Raw genomic sequence first — 16,755 nt, 5'->3', positions numbered from 1 at the left:
TACGATGACGCGTATGAATGAGCACAATCACTTCCAGCAGTTGCTCTGGAACAACCCCGACGACGATCTGCCTTACCTAATTTACGCGGATTGGTTAGAAGAACGGGGAGAAGCAGCCCAGGCGGAATATCTGCGCTTGGAATGTCGCTTGCGGCAACTCGCAGGCCATGATTCAGAGTTGCTGGACGGCATCCACCGGCGCATCGAATTATCCCTGGCGCTTCCTTCCGCCTGGCTGGCTGTCCACCGCCGCTTCACCGAGGTGGATTTCTGGCATTGGCCTCAGAGGGAACGATGCTACCAGCAGCCCACACCTCCTGTCTTGTGTGCACTGTCTTGTTGCCAGGATGTCCAGGCAGCCCGACGGCATGTCAACAAAGTCCGGCAGAAAGGTTTGTATCGCGCTGTGGAAATCCTCGTGAATCGGAATGCCCGTCCCCTCCACAGGCTGCAAGAGATTCCAGAATTGGGGGACTATGACATCCTGATCGTCAGACTGATGACAGAGGAAGCTCGGTGGGTGCGGCCTGCCCTTCAGGCTTTGACCCACTTCCCGCCCCCAGTCCGCTGGAAGACCTTGTTCCTGGAGTGTAGCGACTGGACGGCGGAGATCGTCGAATGGCTCCAGGAAGCCCCGGCCTGGCAGGGACTACGGCATCTTCACTTGCTCGTGTTTCCGACCAGCGGTCTGGATGAACCGCACCTCTGGCAGCGCTTGTACCAGGCGCACTGGCTCCGCCACTTACGCGGCTTGCGGTTGCAACTTCCATCTCCCCAGGCTTACGAATCCTTGCTCGCTTGCGGCCCTTGGCCCCACGTGCAATGGCTGGAATGGGATTTGTTGGATCTTCTGGCCCACGTAGAGCAGGTAGAGGTGCCCCTGGGCCACTTGGCGCAAGCCTTTCCGAATCTCCGGGGTTTGCGCGTCATGGGCGGCCTGGCAACTCCCGGCAAGGCCCAGGAATCATCCGGTGCCTGGCCCCACCTTCGCTTCCTGGATTTGCGACCTTCCAGGAATGCGCCTGCCCTGCTAGGCGCCCTGCAAGCCCAGCCGCTATGCACCCAGTTGCAGGAATTGAGCCTGATGTTACCGGCAGATTTCCCCAAGCAGCTATTGGTCCAATTCTTCACCGGTACGCGTTGGCCAGCCTTGCGGAGCTTGTCTCTCTGGGGGCCAGTGGCTTCGGTCCGCCTCTGGCAAGCCATCCGTTCCCATCCTGATCTACAGCAATTACGTTACTTGCACCTTGGAGGAGTCTGGTCCGCCCCGGAAGCTCCTCAGACGGTGCGGACATTATTCCGCTACGGATCCCTGCCCCATCTTCTCCATCTCGGCCTGAGCGGTCTTGCTGTGTCTGCTTCGAGCGTCCAAGATTTGGTGGCTCGGCATTGCCACAACCTTCGCCTTCTGAACCTGGGAGCCTGCCGACTCTTGGGAAAAACGCCATTACGCCGCCGCTTTCGCCACCCCCTGTCTTATCCTCACATCTTTTGGCCGGCTTCCTTACAGTGAACACCGACAGACTGAGGGGACCACGAATTTTCTCGCTGACATCTCACCGAAGCTTGGGATCGTTTGGTCCAGGCAAAAAGTCTGTCGGCTTATCGATGCTCATTTTAGAGTCACAGGCTGCTTCCCCCCTCAATCTCTGACGACTCGGATTGTTCCTCGGGCTTCCCCGTCACCCCAGAGGGCAACGGGGGGTTGGAACGCATGGTTCATTGGAATCGCCCGGCGTATACTTTGGCGGAATTGCTGGTAGCGACGGCTGTAGTCAGTTTGCTCTTGGGGCTGATTCTTCCGGCAATTCAGAAGGTGCGTGAAGCCGCCAATCGCATTCGCTGTAGCAACAATCTCCGCCAAATCGGCTTGGCTTGTCATTCGTATGTCAGTCGTGAGGGCCGGTTTCCGGATGGCGGGACGGGATGGTTTGTCCAGGACGGCTGGCTTGGGCAACTGGCGCCGGATTATGAGGGACCATCCATCTACTGGACAGCCAATCGCCTGGCCTCCTGTCCTTCGCGCCGCCCCCTGACTCTCTGCACGGTGTGGGGGATTGTCCAGGGCCAACACGGCACGCTCAGCGATTATGCCGCCGCGACCCCCGAAGACATTTACCAGAGCACCGGGATGAATCCCTACATTGCCCCGGCACCGCAGACCCTTTATGGCGGAGTCATCGTTCGGCGGGGAGGACTGCCTCGCAGCGTCCGCCCAGAAAGTTGTTCACGGGGATTGTCCAACATTCTGCTTGCCGGGGAAAAGTGGGTCCCCACGTCGGGTTACGGCGGCGGCTTGTGGTTCGATGATGCAACCTGGGCCAATGGCTGGGATGCTGACGTCATCCGTGAAACCACGGTGCCTCCGGAACCGGATCACCGCTCAGGCACGGGACGGCAGTTCGGCAGTGCCCACCCCGGCGGCTTTCAAGCCCTCTTCGCCGACGGCTCGGTCCGTTGGATCGACTATGCCATCGAGCGATCCCTGTGGCGCGAACTGGCCCGGCGATGACAGGACGAGGATGGGGTGAAGACTATTCCAGGAGATACCTCGTAGCTTCAGCGAAAGTGCCGGCATGATAGGCTCGAAAAAGCACGCGGGTGGAGAGGGGCTGGCTAGCTTCCGCTTGGGCGATGCTGCAGGGCGATTCAACGATGGAAGGGCCTTTCCCTCATCCACCCGGCTAAGAGACTAGCGGGGTGCTTGCGCCATCATGCGGCTCGCCGGCGGCGCAGGTACGCACCCAATCCCACGAGACCCACGGCGAGGGAAGCCAGGCTGGCGGGTTCCGGAACCTGGACCTCAAAATTGAAGGACACGGGCGGCTGGTTCTGAAATTGCCAGGTGATGTTATCGACAGCACCGCTGAATTGGCCATTCCAGCCGCTGCCGAAGAAACCGAAGAAACCAATCACCACGGCGTTCGGGAAGTACGCCTGCCACTCTGATAAGCTGGCATCGTAGGCGTAGGGTGTCGAGTTGATGTTGGAAGCGAAGGGAAGAGAACCAATCCTCGTGTTCCACAGGTAGGTACTGGATGTGATGTTCTCGCTTGTCCAGGTGTTGGTAGGTACAGCACCAGAGGTGTTGTAAACCCGTTCAAAAATCAGTGATCCCTGGTCATTAATGGTAGTGAGGTCGCCATCGGCGTCGATCCGGATACCCAAGGCGGGAGCCTGGACATTCGGGTTCGTGCTACTACTGTCCCGATACCAGTCGTAAGACACGCTTTGCAGTTGGGAGAGGCTTCCCAGCGCGCTACCAGTGGTGTAAAGAATGCCGCCTTGCGACGAGCCGCTCGTGCCGTTGAGGTACACGGAGCCGTTGCCATTGCGGGGGTAGGTGTAATTAATACCCACGGTGGACCCACCCTGGCCGAAGTAGGACCAGCCGCTGGAACCAACCAACGGCACGTAGGTAGTGGTGGATCCAGTGAAGTTGTAAAAGTCTCCCGTGGAGTTGTTGGAGTAGATGGGGGCGGCGTGGGCCACGGTGGGGAACACGGCCACGGCTAGGACCGCCCAAACAGGTAGGATCAAGCGTGTGGACATTGGGCATTCTCCTTTCGGTGTCGATTCCTGCAGCACTGCCCGCAAATCAGGTTACACTGCTAAAATTGGAACTACAAGTGGAGTTGGCGAAAAAAATTGACATTTAGCATGGGAATTCATGTATGGCAATAATGATGTTTGTATAACAATCACATTGTGAAATCTTACTCGGCAAGTCTGGTTTCGGTCATGGCTGCTGTATGTCTTGCCATCAGGTTTGTTGCCCTTCACGGGGAGAATGCCTCCGTGGCGAACGGTGTCACGGTTCCGGATTCAGCAAAAAAGGCGAAGCCCGGTCTAGAGTGCAGCTTTCTGGCTGAGGCGAAAGGTTGATCTAGGGTGTAGCTTTCTGGCTGAGGAAGTGGGTCACTGTGCTGTGCGGCGCGGGGGGATAGCGATCAGAAAGACGAGGTCCGGGGGCCGACCGATGTTGAAGGTGGAGCTGATGGGGACGTTGCGCCCGCCCTGGTCCACCTGATCGGGACCGACACTCCAGAGGAGCGGTTCCCCCGCCGGGACGAAAAGTTCCGCCGGCAGGCTGGCGGTGCCCTGGAGCAGGTAGCGTTGATTGAGGGCGGGAGGCGGATTGCGGAGGAGTTCGCCCCGGCGTCCTTCATCGGTGGTGACTTCCGCCTGAACCAAGCGATAACGCAGAGGCTGAGCCTGAGAGGCGTAAGGATCGGCGGGGAGGGACTGGAGCAAGTGGTGCCGCAGCAGCGTGTCGAGGGTGGGGGGATAGTGCTGGAATTGGCGGTGGTAGTGGAGCGTGGCGAGGCGGATGCAGGCGACTCGGCGTAAGGTGCGGATGTAGCGTTCGTGTTCCTGCATTTCCGTGGGGTTGCGCATGCGTCCGAGAATGAGGCTGAAGCCGGGCCGGCCGTAGAGATACACGGGGTCGTGACGCAGGCCGCTTTCCAATCCCAGGCCGACGATGCGGCGCGTGCGCTCTCGTTCCCAAGGGACCGCCCAGGCTAGCAGGATCGCCTCGACTTCCGGCGGGTCTTGTTCCAGGGAGGAAGGATTCAGTCCCAAATAGCTGCCTAACCATTGGCTTGGAGCATTGAGCGCTTCCCGCAACAGGTAGCGTTCGGCGAGGAAGTGGGGTGTTGGATCGAAGTGATGCGTCGGGGCAGTTTGGCGGTCGTGGTATTCCAGGAGTTGAGCCGCTTGCTGGAGGGCTTGGTGGGAGGGGGCACATTCGGCTTCCAACCAGCGATCCAAGGCACTGAGGGTGAGGCGTTCCACGTCGAGGGCGGTGTAGAAACCTTGGAGGGGAGCGGCGTTGCGCAGGTGGCGGACCAATCCAAGGCAGGTGTGGAGATGATCGGGAAAGCGGTCCGGTTGGGCTTGGCTTTGGAGTTGCAGGCCGCGGCCTAGCAGGACAGCCGCCAGTCGGCGGGCATTGTTGTAAGTCGTCGAGGTGGTGGTTCCGGCGAGGAGTTGCGGGTATTCGTAGATGCCGGCGGGGTCGCGTGCGGCCTGGTGGGCCAGGGCCGGCCAGGCGGAACTCGTGGGCGCGGCAGGGGAGGAAGAGGGTGGAGCGGCCTCGCGGAAGAGAGCTTCGAGCCATTCGTTGAGGGCGGGGTCCTCCTGGGGGGTGGGCCAGCCAAGGCGAAGAGCGTTGTCTAGCCGCTCCTCCAACTGTTGGCGCCGTCCAGCCGGTTCGCGGGAGGTAGGCGGGGGCTGATCATAGCGGTTGGCCAGCAAAGCGGCTTGGCGAGCGCACGCTTCGGCTGCCATGCGCATATCCCGGCCGGCGAGGTTGTCATCGAAGGGAGGAAGCGCCGCGATATAGGCGAGGTCCGCCTCGCCATCGGACGAATCGGGGATTTCCAGCACACGCCAGCCTAAACCAGCGGCAAGCACCAGGACAGAACCGCTCAGACCGAGGCCGAGAGTGGTCAGGCCGCGTGCATGCCACAAGCGATCCTTGACCCAAGGGGAGAGCAGGGCAGCGGCGGTGAAAAGCCACACCAGCGGGGGTGTCCACAACTGCCAATGTTGGGTTCCGCCCGCGAGCAGGGAGGGAACCCAAGCGAGGGTACCTACGCCGCCCAGGAACATTGCCACTCCCGTGGCCGGCACCCGCTTGCGAATAAGCAGTCCGCAGAGCCAGCCGGCGGCAAAGCCGTACACCGCCGGCAGCAGCATGTAGCGCCAGCCATGCCAGCCCAGTTCATCGAACAACGGCGAGCGGAATAGGCCAGCCAGCAGGGTGTAGCCGCGCAGGGCTTGCATGGAACCGCTCAACTGGCTGCGCAGGAACAGAGGCAGGGCCAAGGCCGCCAGCAGCAGGAGTAGCAACAGAGCGCTTCCCAGCAGTTTCGTCACGACCAGGCTGCCCAACGGCAAGCGCTGTTCCCCCCAATAGCGGTACACCTGCTGTGTTTGCTCATCGCTCGTGCTGAGCACGGCTACGAGTACGCCCAAAAGCAGGGCCAGAGGCGGCCAGTAAAGCCAGGGGACGAGCGGCGGCACCAGCAGCATTAGGCCCCAAAACAGAGCTAGAGGGAGCAGGAAGAGAGCGGAACGCCGGAGTTGGCGGCGCGTGAGCCAGGCACAAGCGCTGAGCCGGGATGTCCAGCGTTGAAATGGTAAGAGGCGGAGCGAGGCTTGCCGATCCTCCGCAAGCCGGTGGCGATCCACCCCCGTGAAATGCCACAGGGACAGAACCAGGGGCAAAAGCAGCATCGAAACCACGAAGAGATACAGGCCGCGGGGGCGAAGCCAGAATTGGCCGGGGGAGGTCCACCAGAGCATGAGAGGAATCACGAGGAGCACCGCAGCAGCCAAAGCAGCCAGCACCCCCACACCGACGGCTGCCAGGGTGGAGCGGGTCCACGTCGAGCCGAGCACGCCCCAGGCGTAGGCCATCGCCGTATAGATTCCCAAGGCGGCGACGGAGGACCAGGACTGAATGAGTCCCAGAACCGCGGCGGTGAGAATGATGATGCTCGATAACCCGGCTGTCAGGACAAGGCCGGCGAGGAACTTCGCCAGCCAGAGGGGGGCACGATAAACCGGCAAAGTATCGAGGAAGGTGGAAGTCCCATTTTCCCGTTCGCTGGCAAACAAGGCGCTGCCGCAGACCATGCCGGTCGTGACCACGAGCATGACCGTCGCCAGGCGGCCTAGACCCAGATGCCGGACGATCTCCGTGGCGGGCGCGGAGGGATTCGGCGGCTGAGCCAGCAGCGCGACGGCCACGAGCATGCTGATGCTAAAGATCGCCAGCACCAGGACCACGGAGCTGTGCTCACGCCATTCCTTCCAGAGCATGGCCCGGATGAGCATCACGGAATGGCCTCCCGTCGGCGGGGCAGGGTCCCATCGCATCGTTGCACCCAGGGAATCTCCGCACTGTCCTCTGGGACTCCATTGCGCGAGCGGCTCATGAACAAGGCATACACTTCTTCCAGCGATACGGGGGTATCTTCAAAGTCCGTGATCCCCGGCTGGGCTTGCAAGGCCGCAACAGCCCGCGGATTCGGCTCGTGGACAATGACTTGCCAGAAGCGTCCCGTACCGTTGCGGAGCAAAATCGTGCCCAGACCGGTGGGGTCCGGTGCCGTCTCGGCAAAGCGCAGGCTGAGCCGTCGCACTTTCTGGCGCAATTCTTCGAGGGTAGCTGTCAGGAGCATCTGGCCGTCGCGCAACAGTCCGACGTGGGTGCAGACGTTTTCCAGCTCGGCGATGGAATGGCTGGAGATGAAGATGGTGCGCCCTTCCGAGGCCAAGTGGCGCAGGTGGGCGAGGAATTCCCGCCGGGTCAGCAGATCCAGGCCGGAGGTCGGTTCATCCAGGAGCAGGATCGGCGGATCGGGGGCCAGGGCCAGGGCCAGACCAACTCTTGCGTAGCCCCCTTTCGAGAGGTTTTTCAGGGGCATGGCGGGGTCCAGTCCTAGCCGACCCGTCCACTCGCGATAGCGAGCGAGGAAACCGGGGCGATGGAAAGCCGCTGTGAACCAACCGATCTCTTCGACCGTCATCCATTCGTAAAATCGAGGCCGCTCCGGCATGTAACCGACCAGATGGCGCAGTTGGGTGGCGCGGGCCCAGCAATCCAGACCGAGAATGCGGGCCTGACCGGCGTCGGGAGGCAGCAAGCCGGTGAGCAGTTTCATCGTAGTGGTTTTGCCAGCGCCGTTGTCCCCCAGAAAGGCAAAGAAAGCCCCCCGTGGCACCCGCAAATCCAGGTGATTGAGCACCAGGCGCTGCCGATAACGCACAACCACACGCTCCAGCACGATCACGTCATCGTGGTGTGACATGCTCATTCCTCGATGGCATAGCCCATCGCTCAGCATACCATCCTTGGAGCGCGAAAGGAATCAGCGTTTCGGGCCTCCCGACCACCTCCGTGCGAGGTATTCTCTCGGCGTTAGCCCTTCCATTGCCGCCAGCGCCGGACGAAGGCGGCTTGGACCTGGGGATTGACGATCCACTCGGCTGGCCACTCTCCCGCCAGCAAGCGGGCAATCGCCTGAGCGGGGATCCGGGCCATCTCTTCCCGCGAGCGGCGGTCCACTCCCGCGGTGTGGGCTGTCAGCAGGACATTGTCCAATTGTAACAGCGGACTGCCGAGGGGCGGTTCCTCAGCAAACACATCCAGCGCTGCTCCGGCGAGTCGTCCCGATTGCAGAGCTTCGTACAGGTCGCTCTCATTTACTATGCCACCTCGGGCTGTGTTGATCAACAGGGCAGTAGGCTTCATCCACTGAAGGGTTTGGCGGCAGAGCAAATTGACCGTTTGGGGCGTTTTGGGCACGTGCAGGGACACGACATCGGCTTGACGCAAGAGGGTTTCCAAAGGGACCAGCTCCACTCCCTCCGCGGCGGCGAAGGCGTGATCCGGGGCGATATCGTAAGCCAGGACAGTCATGCCGAAGGCCCGTCCGCGCCGAGCGACGGCCTTGCCAATCCGTCCCAATCCGATGATTCCCAGAACCTTGCCGCGGGCCGGTTCGACCACTCGCCGGGGCCACTCCCCCCGGCGGATCGCCTGATCCTGGCCGCGAATGTTCCGCAACCATCCCAGCATCAGGGCGAAGGTATGCTCGGCGACCGCCTCGTGATTGGTACCCGGTGCATAACAGACGGCGACGCCGTGTTCACTCGCCGCCGCCACATCGACTCCATCATAACCCACACCGGCCCGAGCGATCACCAGCAAACCGGCGGCAGCAGCACGCTCGATCACACGGCGCGTGTACGGCTCGCTTCCCGCAATTGCCGCCACGCATCCCGGCAGTTGCTCCAGCAATTCCTCCTCTGTCATTTGAACTTCTTCCAATATCTGGCGCCGCGGAGGATATTCCACTTCCAGACCCGCTTCCCGCAAAATCGGCCCAAACACGGATTCGATTTGGCGTAAAGGTGCTGGACCGACCAGGACCCGACCGCGTGCCCCACTCATGATGCCTGACTCCACTTGTGTCTTCGGTGCCAGTCTTATTCCCTGGAGGATGCCGCTGTGATTCCCTAGAGACCAAAGGATACCCTGGAAGAAATCGGGAATTCAAGCCGCTGCCTCGACTCCTTCCAGCTAGCTCTGTCGCTACTCCTTGATTCCCGGCCAACATCCCTCCCTCCCCTGCAACCCCTCTCGCCTTGCCCTGTTGCCGGCTGCCTTCCATCCTGCGGGCCTTCCATCCTACGGTTTGTTGGCCTTGTGTTGTGGGCACCGGCCGCAACGCTCCGCTGAGGGACACTCCATCTGTGGTGTCTAGCCTACGTTAGGAATCCATAGCCGGTCAGAGGGGTGAACTCTGGTCGGCTTTGCGAGCAGAAGGAGAGGACATATCATGGTATCTTGCCCTTGCCCCACCAAGCCGATGGAACAGGCAGCGGACCAATCGAAGCAGAATACAGGTGGTGGGACAATCGAAGCAGATATCCAATGTGAGTCCCTATGGGGGTGAGCCGGTGGGACAGTCCGACCTGTCCGCGGATGAGCGGGGAGTCAGTGGGTAGGTGCTTGACTTTCTGCCGCGGCGCGTGGATGATGGAAGTAGGTTGGGGAATGGTCCTCAGCCTATCCAGGCATGGCATGGTCGGTCCAGACCCCGGAGGCGCAGCCACGATCCGTTGGAAAGGAAGGTTTCCGTTAGGAGATGATCCGGCGTCCAGCGCCTCCGGAAATCCAACCCATGACCTGAAGGAGGTGTCTTGAGTACCGCCGTGATGACTGTTCCTGCGCCTCGTCTGCTGTCTCGTCCTCTTCCCAGTGCCCTGCATCGGGCCTGTCTTGCTGCCAAGGTGGCCGCCGACAACAAAGGTCAAGACATCCTCGTCCTCGACATGCGAGGCTTGACCCCGCTGTACGACTTCTTTGTGATCTCCACGGGGATCAGCCGCCGGCAGATTCACACCGTGGTCGAGGAGACCGATGCGGCCCTGCGGGCTGTCGGCGATAGCCGCTTGGGGATCGAAGGGTACGAATCCAGCCGGTGGGTCGTCCAGGACTACGGCGATGTCGTCGTGCATGTCTTCGATCCTGACACCCGGGACTACTACAAACTCGAGGAATTGTGGGCGGATGCCCCGCGGATCGATTGGGAAAAAGAAATCGGCTGAATCGGCTCCGACGGGAGCGGCCCTTCCTAAGGGCGGTCCTTAGGTGCGGTCCTACCTAAGGACTGAAGGCATCGCTCGGCTTGGCGAAGGGAGAGAGGCGTCTTTCCTTTCCCCTTCGCGACCCCCTCGTTGTTGTCGATGAATCTTCACCTCGGAGGAAACCACTCTTGTAGAATCTGGCGTAGCTTGAGAAAGGCGGGATCGCTGCAATTGCTCAAGCTTACTTTTTGAGCCAATTTGAGGTAGAGAGACGAGGAGCGCGGGATTCGTTTCTCCCGCAGCAATGCTTCCATAAGCTCCTTGGGCCGCGCGGGCTTGTTCAGCCTACTCTTTTCAGCATGGGTGAGCTTTTGTGAGTACAACTGCTCATCACCATCGGCGATAACTTGCGGCACGTGAGGTGAATCTACGAATACCCACACTTCCAACTCAGGGTCAAGTATTACCGCCTCTGCGTTTTGCCATCCTGATTGTTGTAATTCACGTTTTACTCGCTCTTCTAACACTTCGGCTGTTTCATTGCACCTGCATCCTTCTCGATCGAACAGCAGGGTGTAACCAGATTTTCTGGGGGTGGGGGCTGAACCCGCGAGGTGTTTCCCCAGACTAGCAGAGCTGCCCGGCAGGGAACCCCCAGAGAATTTGGTTGCACCCGAACAGCACGAGAGCATAGCGGTATTTGGCCATGTGCAGTCTCAAAAAATTGGGCGCATAGTTGAGAACTCCCGGATCTCGCCGCGGGTGGATGAAAATGTCAAAAGTGATTGGCCTGATATGTAGGGCTGCGGGCCGCCCTAAAATACCCTTTAGGGCATGCTCCATGTTCTTGTCTGCCACAAGCACAACAAGGTCTTTCATCCTAGTACTCCGCTCGCCAGCAGATCGCCTAGGGTCACCTCTTTTCTCCATGCTGCTAGAGCGGGATGCTGGTCGCCGCGCACAACATCCGTTGCTCCTGATTCGGTGCGCACAAAACACAACAGTTCCACAGGGCGGGCTAGATTCAAGAAGATGGGCGAATGCGTGGCGCAAAACACCTGCCCCTCGTAAATAGAAGAGAGCGATTGATATACCGCTTCCAGGGCTTTCGGGTGGATGCCGTTTTCGGGCTCTTCGATGATGTAAAAGCCAGGTTCTCCTAGATAAGCCAAGAGTGTGAGCGCCAGAAAACGCAAGGTGCCGTCGGAGAGAAGCCAAGAGGGAACACGCGTGCCCTGCACCATGCGCGCCACCAGATAACGGTAACGATCCTCCGACCGTTCGTGAACTTCTATGTCCTGAATTTCCGGGAGAACGGTTTGAACATGCTCAATCCAGTGCTTGAATCGTCTCTGGTCATTTTTTTGCATCCAACTCACGACAATCGGGAGATTTGAGCCATCCGGCTGAAAACGTTCCGGAGCATCGGGTGGGCAGGGATGGCGCATCGCACGACTATCCAGCATCAGGAAGCGAAGATTCTCCAGAAGCAATCTTCTGACCCACGAACTGGCGGGAAAACGTTCCTCTTCAGGAATTAGCCCCAGGCCAGCCTGGTCACGGCTTGGACGAAGAGGGAAATTCCAATCCGTGGTTTCAGAGCGAAAGTAGAGCCGTCCTTCTGCCGTGCGTCCCATGATCTTGCGAAAGCCCGATGGCGTATGTCGGCCCGGCTTGATAATGATTCCTTGGGGTGGCCGACTTTCCTTGGGAAAGCGTTTAGGCGGAGGCACCTGTTCCTCGTCCTCTTTGCGAAACCATAGGTTTTCGCCCGAAAGCGTCATACTGCCTTGATCGCTCAGCCCGACTTGAATTTCGTAACGCACCCGCGGATAGTCGGCCAACTTGCCGTTCTTTCGGAGGCTTTGTGGCAACTCGAACTCAACGGCGATTTCAAAGGCGTTGGACTGCATCCGCCAAGTCAGCTCCTGTAGAGTGCGTGCCCGGATGCGCACAGCCCGTTCAAGTCCGCTATTCAAGAGATCGCGCAAGAAAACGAGTGTATCCAAAAAGGTGCTCTTTCCACTTGCATTGGGACCTACCAGGATTTGGAAAGATGCTAAATCCTGACGAATGTAACGCAAACATTTGTAGGAGAACACTTCGATCCTTCGTATCATGGACCATCTCCTTTTTCATATAATCGGAAAGGACATTCGGGATATAATCTGCGCGGTGATTGCTTTTATTCAATCAAGCTCTGCACGGATTCCAACACGGCCGTGACTCGTGAGGAAGCTCCGGCGAGAGTTCAAAGCCCATTCGAAACTGCGGAAACGCGCCGAGAGTTCTTCAAAGCCCAGCGAAGCAGCGTAGACAGATCACGGTGGCGATGCCGGCGAGCAGCGGCCAGCAGACGCGACAAGCCAGGGATAAAGGCTGGCTGCCGGTCAACTGAGCACACATCAAGGTCACGGCGGCCACGGGAGACATGGTGCGGCCGGCGGCAGACCCGACGGCGGTCAACGCTCCCAACTCCACCGGATCGACTCCCACCGCGAGGGCCGGTTCGTGAAAAAAACCGTAGAGGCTCTGGGTGCTAGCCATACCTGAACCGCAGAGAGCCGCAAACAGCAGCGGGACGAGGGCAGCCAGGGGCACGAGCAACTCTGGCGCCAGAGTGATTAAGTGACCCAGAGACTGAGCCACTCCCGCGGCTTCCATCGCCGTCCCGAAACAATGGGCCGTAACGATCAGACTGACTATGTGCGCAAAACCATAACCCGCTCCCTCGAAAAACTGCTGCATGCAATCCCTCGCCTTCTGGGGAACCACCAGGGCAGCAGCGGCTACTCCTACCAGCATCGCCAGACCAATCACGCGGGTGTGATAAGCGGGGTCCCGCGAGCCATCTGGGCGAGCGGGAGCCACCCAGGATTGGGGAATTTCCAGCCAGTGCAGCGGTGGACCGGTAGCAAAGAGCAGGAGCAGGGGAACTAAGGGCACCAGGGCCGCCGACAGGCGGATCGGTGCGGTCGAAGTTTCGGAGTTCTGCGGCCCCTGATTTGTCTCCGCTCGCTCCCACCACCAGCGGCAGAGCAGCCAGCAGACCAACAAGGCCACGCTCAATTGGACGAGCACCACCGGCGGTAAAGTCGTCCGTGCCTGTTCGGTCGGAGGGGCCAGCGGATGGCCTTCATTAGCAGCGGCGATCGTGAGCAACTCCGGTGCTCCGGGATTGAGCAACTCCCCGCCCACGGATGAACCCAGCAGCAGACACACACCACTCGTGGTAGCCGAGTAACCGGCAGCTCGCAGCAAGGGTATGGCCACGGGTCCGACACATGCTGCTGTACTCGTCTGACTGATCACAGGGATGTTGACGATGAAAGCCGCCAGGATCACCCCCGGAATCAGCAAGGCCCGCACTGGCCGCAGGGGGCGCAGCAGCAGCCGCACCAAATGCTGATCGCAACCGGTGTGCCGCAAAACATAAGCAAACCCCATAGCGGAACAGATCGGGACGACGAACTTTTCGTTGGCCAGGGTGGTGAGAAAGGTGCGTATAATTCGCGGCCATTCCCCAGTGACGGCCCCGAGCAGCAGGGCGGCGCTCAGAAGCACCAGCCGGACATCCCAACCCCGGAGGATCAACACGGCGGAGAGGACTACGACGCCGAGCGCTATCAGGCTGGTGCCTTCCATCACGGGCTACTCCCGCAGAGCACGGGTAATCCAGCCGCCGCCCAATAGACGATCTGCCGCGTAGAACGCCACCGCTTGGCCCGGCGTCACCGCGGCTTGGGGCAAGGCAAAGCGCACCAGGACCCGCCCCTCGCCTTGAGGACGAATGACCGCCGCCACACCGGGATGGCGATAGCGGATTTTGACCCAGCCTTCGACTTGTCCGGTAGGCGGGACACAGAGCCAATTGACCCCTTCCGCTTCCAAGCCGGCCGCGAGAAGTTCGTGGTAATCTCCCACGACGACTGTCTGGGTTTCGGGGAGCAATTCCAGGACGAATTGCCGCCGCCCGCTGGCCACTCCTAAACCCTTCCGCTGGCCGATCGTGAAGCGATCGATGCCGTCATGTTCTCCGAGAATCCGGCCTTGCCGATCCACGATTGGCCCTCTCCGGATCGCCTCCGGCCGTCGAGCGCGGACCACTTCGCTGGGACGCCCGCCGGGCACGAAGCAAATCTCCACACTATCCGGCTTGCTGGCCACATGCTCCAAACCCGCCTCCCGTGCCAAGGATCGAATTTCGCTTTTGGTAGATCCTCCGACGGGGAAGAGGATATGCTCCAGAATCTCCCGCCGAATTCCCCAGAGCACGTAGCTTTGATCTTTGGACAAATCCACGCCTCGGTGCAACTCGGCTCCCTCCGGTCCGGCGACGATCCGGGCATAGTGTCCGGTGGCGATGTAATCGGCCTCCAATTGCCGAGCAAACTCCCACAACTGGCCGAATTTGAGCCAGGTATTGCACACCACGCAGGGATTGGGCGTCCGTCCCCGCACGTATTCGTCCGCAAAGTAGTCAATGATGCGATCAAATTCTGCCCGAAAATCGAGGGCGTAAAACGGTATTCCCAGCCGGTCGGCAACTCGCCGGGCATCCCACGCATCCTGGACTGAGCAGCACCCTTTCTTGTGCTCGGCTCGCGGAGAGACGGCTCCTTCCCCCCCAGGGTGTTGCACGCCGGTGCGCATGAACAAGCCGATGACCTCATGCCCCTGACGGCGTAAAAGCACCGCTGAGGCCGAGCTATCCACCCCTCCACTCATCGCCAGCACCACACGGGCCATTACCCTTATCTCCTCTCCTATCCTTGCTCCCTGCTCTTTCTTTACTCCTTACCTGTTGGCAAGCCTCTCCGATGACTCTCGGCCACCTGAACGGATTCCCCTTCCGATGGTGCAGGGCTATGCTCACCCTTGTGCCGAGCGCCAGGCTGCATCTCCCCTTTTCGCCCTTTTTCCTCGAGACAATGCGGGGGGTTACCAATTTTATACTCCCGCGGCTGGATCGAGTTTCTCTCATTCCCATCAAAACGTGTTGCCCCGCGAGAGAAATCGGCCTGTTCTTCCGGGGGAGAAGTCTAACGTGGCCGGGGCAAAGGAGTCGCACTGGGGGGGCATCCACGCAAGGTCAGTCCAGCTCGGCTGGCAAATTGTACAAAGATGCTATACAATGAATGGCATCAACCGAGGATAGAGGTGATGCCGCTGGGATGGCGAGGGAGGGTGAGAAGTGCAATGAGGCAGACACGAAGCCAACGGTTGCGGTCAGCGCTTTACTGGCTGGCAGTCATGGCTTGTGTTTTGTCCCTCTTGGGCAGCCGGGCCGTCCCATTCCTACGGCTCGTGACCCGACCCAACAGTGCGCCTCTCCATACTAAGCTACCCAGTGTTCCTGCTCCAGTGAATGAGAGCGAGGAGGAAGAGGAACAGCGAACGTCCGACGGTTGGCGGCACCAGCACAAGGGAATCCATTCCTCGGACCGCATCCGGCGTGATCATCCTCGCGCTTCCCAGTGTAGGAAACATTTGCCAGCTCGTTCATCGTCTGCTGCTCTGCGGTATCTCCTGTCGTGTGTCAGGCCTATGTCTCTGGCCTGGCCGGATCCGTTCTGCAACGGTCTAGGCGCTCCCTATCTTTGTTAGACTCCCTTTCTAGTAGTTTTGTCCCGCCAAGTGTACCCCTGGCCTAATTTTGGGCGAGGGCGAGGTTTCCACAACCCGTGGAACAGCTAGACGCCGTTACGAAGTGGGAATATGGGCGGAATATAGTGTGTCGTTCTGTCCCCAGGGACAGGCGGCGGGGATGCGAGACTGCTGGGAAGATATACGGACAAAACGTTGGGAGGAGTCATTGACATGCAAAAACTCATTCAGGGAATTCACCGCTTCCAAGATATGGTGTTCGCTCCGCGGCAGGACTTTTTCCGCAAGCTGGCGGAGGGGCAAGCTCCCCAAGCGCTGTTCATCACCTGCTCGGACTCGCGCGTGGTGCCGGACCTCATATGCCAAACGGACCCCGGCGATCTGTTCGTGATCCGTAATGCGGGCAATATCATCCCGCCCTATGTGCCGGGAACGTCATGCGGTGTGGCTGCCACGGTGGAGTATGGCCTGAAGGTTTTGAAGATTCCCCACATCGTGGTGTGCGGGCATACGAATTGTGGCGCCATGAATGCTGTCATGGATATCGAGATGACGGCGGAACTGCCGAGTGTGCGCCAATGGTTAGGGTACGCTCAGGCATCCGCGAGCATTGTCCGCACGTGTTATCAGCATCTTCCTCCTGATAAGCAGCGGCGCGTGGTGGTCCAAGAGAACGTGCTCGTGCAACTGGAGCATTTGCGCACTCATCCCGCCGTCGCTGCCGCTCTCGCCTCGCAGCAACTGACCCTCCACGCCTGGGTGTACAAAATGGAGACCGGCGAGGTCTTCGCCTATGACTCCTCGTCTGGTCAGTTCGAACTCCTGCGAAGGGACCGCGAAGCCACATCGGGATGGTCCCACGAACCGCCCCTTGCCTCGCCTCAAGGAGTACGCCACGCGTGTGTGGACCTGTAAACGGGATTCCGCCGTGGAGAGTGTGTAACCGCCTTCGGCTCGTCCGCAAGGGGTGCCGGAATGCGAGAGGGATATTACCCCGCAGGATCGGCATGGGACGATTCGGGCCGTTGAGAACGCGTCCGG

12 protein-coding genes are annotated in these 16,755 nt (G+C 60.0%); 4 read left to right on the top strand and 8 right to left on the bottom strand.

The annotated features are described in order from the left end of the window. Window positions 1-4 precede the first annotated feature (4 nt). The gene (locus tag H0921_RS11525) at window positions 5-1,513 is read left to right on the top strand and encodes a TIGR02996 domain-containing protein (RefSeq protein WP_194538236.1); all 1,509 of its coding nucleotides are present in this window, start codon (window positions 5-7) and stop codon (window positions 1,511-1,513) included. 201 nt (window positions 1,514-1,714) lie between these two features. After that, on the top strand, window positions 1,715-2,512 hold the full coding sequence (locus H0921_RS11520; protein WP_194538235.1) for a DUF1559 family PulG-like putative transporter: 798 nt from the start codon (window positions 1,715-1,717) through the stop codon (window positions 2,510-2,512). Window positions 2,513-2,712: 200 nt separating this feature from the next. On the opposite strand, the gene H0921_RS11515 is transcribed toward H0921_RS11520, so the two are convergent. The 4 genes from H0921_RS11515 to H0921_RS11500 form a co-directional block, all read right to left on the bottom strand. Further along, window positions 2,713-3,552, bottom strand: coding sequence for a PEP-CTERM sorting domain-containing protein (locus H0921_RS11515; protein WP_194538234.1), 840 nt, complete (start codon window positions 3,550-3,552; stop codon window positions 2,713-2,715). A gap of 366 nt (window positions 3,553-3,918) precedes the next feature. Next, window positions 3,919-6,846: an ABC transporter permease gene (locus H0921_RS11510; RefSeq protein WP_228499507.1), complete on the bottom strand. Its 2,928-nt coding sequence runs from the start codon at window positions 6,844-6,846 to the stop codon at window positions 3,919-3,921. Then, window positions 6,846-7,823 (bottom strand): ABC transporter ATP-binding protein, encoded by a 978-nt coding sequence (locus tag H0921_RS11505; RefSeq protein WP_194538232.1) that lies wholly within the window; start codon window positions 7,821-7,823, stop codon window positions 6,846-6,848. The genes H0921_RS11510 and H0921_RS11505 overlap by 1 nt, the downstream gene beginning before the upstream one ends. A 110-nt stretch (window positions 7,824-7,933) precedes the next feature. Next, a complete protein-coding gene (locus tag H0921_RS11500; RefSeq protein ID WP_194538231.1) occupies window positions 7,934-8,968 on the bottom strand; it encodes a phosphoglycerate dehydrogenase in 1,035 nt (344 codons plus the stop codon). Window positions 8,969-9,720: 752 nt separating this feature from the next. On the opposite strand from H0921_RS11500, the gene rsfS reads away from it, so the two are divergent. Continuing rightward, window positions 9,721-10,128: a ribosome silencing factor gene (rsfS, locus tag H0921_RS11495; protein WP_228499475.1), complete on the top strand. Its 408-nt coding sequence runs from the start codon at window positions 9,721-9,723 to the stop codon at window positions 10,126-10,128. 146 nt (window positions 10,129-10,274) lie between these two features. On the opposite strand, the gene H0921_RS11490 is transcribed toward rsfS, so the two are convergent. The 4 genes from H0921_RS11490 to mnmA all read right to left on the bottom strand — a co-directional run bounded on the left by H0921_RS11490 (window position 10,275) and on the right by mnmA (window position 14,856). Then, window positions 10,275-10,634, bottom strand: coding sequence for a hypothetical protein (locus tag H0921_RS11490; RefSeq protein ID WP_194538230.1), 360 nt, complete (start codon window positions 10,632-10,634; stop codon window positions 10,275-10,277). Window positions 10,635-10,982: 348 nt separating this feature from the next. After that, entirely contained in the window at window positions 10,983-12,227 is a 1,245-nt protein-coding gene (mads3, locus tag H0921_RS11485) for a methylation-associated defense system AAA family ATPase MAD3 (RefSeq protein WP_228499472.1), read from the bottom strand. Window positions 12,228-12,399: 172 nt separating this feature from the next. Continuing rightward, the gene (gene dcuC, locus H0921_RS11480) at window positions 12,400-13,752 is read right to left on the bottom strand and encodes a C4-dicarboxylate transporter DcuC (protein ID WP_194538347.1); all 1,353 of its coding nucleotides are present in this window, start codon (window positions 13,750-13,752) and stop codon (window positions 12,400-12,402) included. Window positions 13,753-13,758: 6 nt separating this feature from the next. Continuing rightward, window positions 13,759-14,856 (bottom strand): tRNA 2-thiouridine(34) synthase MnmA, encoded by a 1,098-nt coding sequence (gene mnmA, locus H0921_RS11475; RefSeq protein ID WP_194538229.1) that lies wholly within the window; start codon window positions 14,854-14,856, stop codon window positions 13,759-13,761. Between the two features lie 1,071 nt (window positions 14,857-15,927). On the opposite strand from mnmA, the gene H0921_RS11470 reads away from it, so the two are divergent. Then, window positions 15,928-16,629 (top strand): carbonic anhydrase, encoded by a 702-nt coding sequence (locus tag H0921_RS11470; protein ID WP_194538228.1) that lies wholly within the window; start codon window positions 15,928-15,930, stop codon window positions 16,627-16,629. Window positions 16,630-16,755: the final 126 nt, after the last annotated feature.

Origin of the sequence: Thermogemmata fonticola, from assembly GCF_013694095.1 — a bacterium.
GTDB lineage: Bacteria > Planctomycetota > Planctomycetia > Gemmatales > Gemmataceae > Thermogemmata > Thermogemmata fonticola.
Note: the sequence above shows the minus strand (reverse complement) of the source record. Positions and strands in the feature narration are given on the sequence as shown.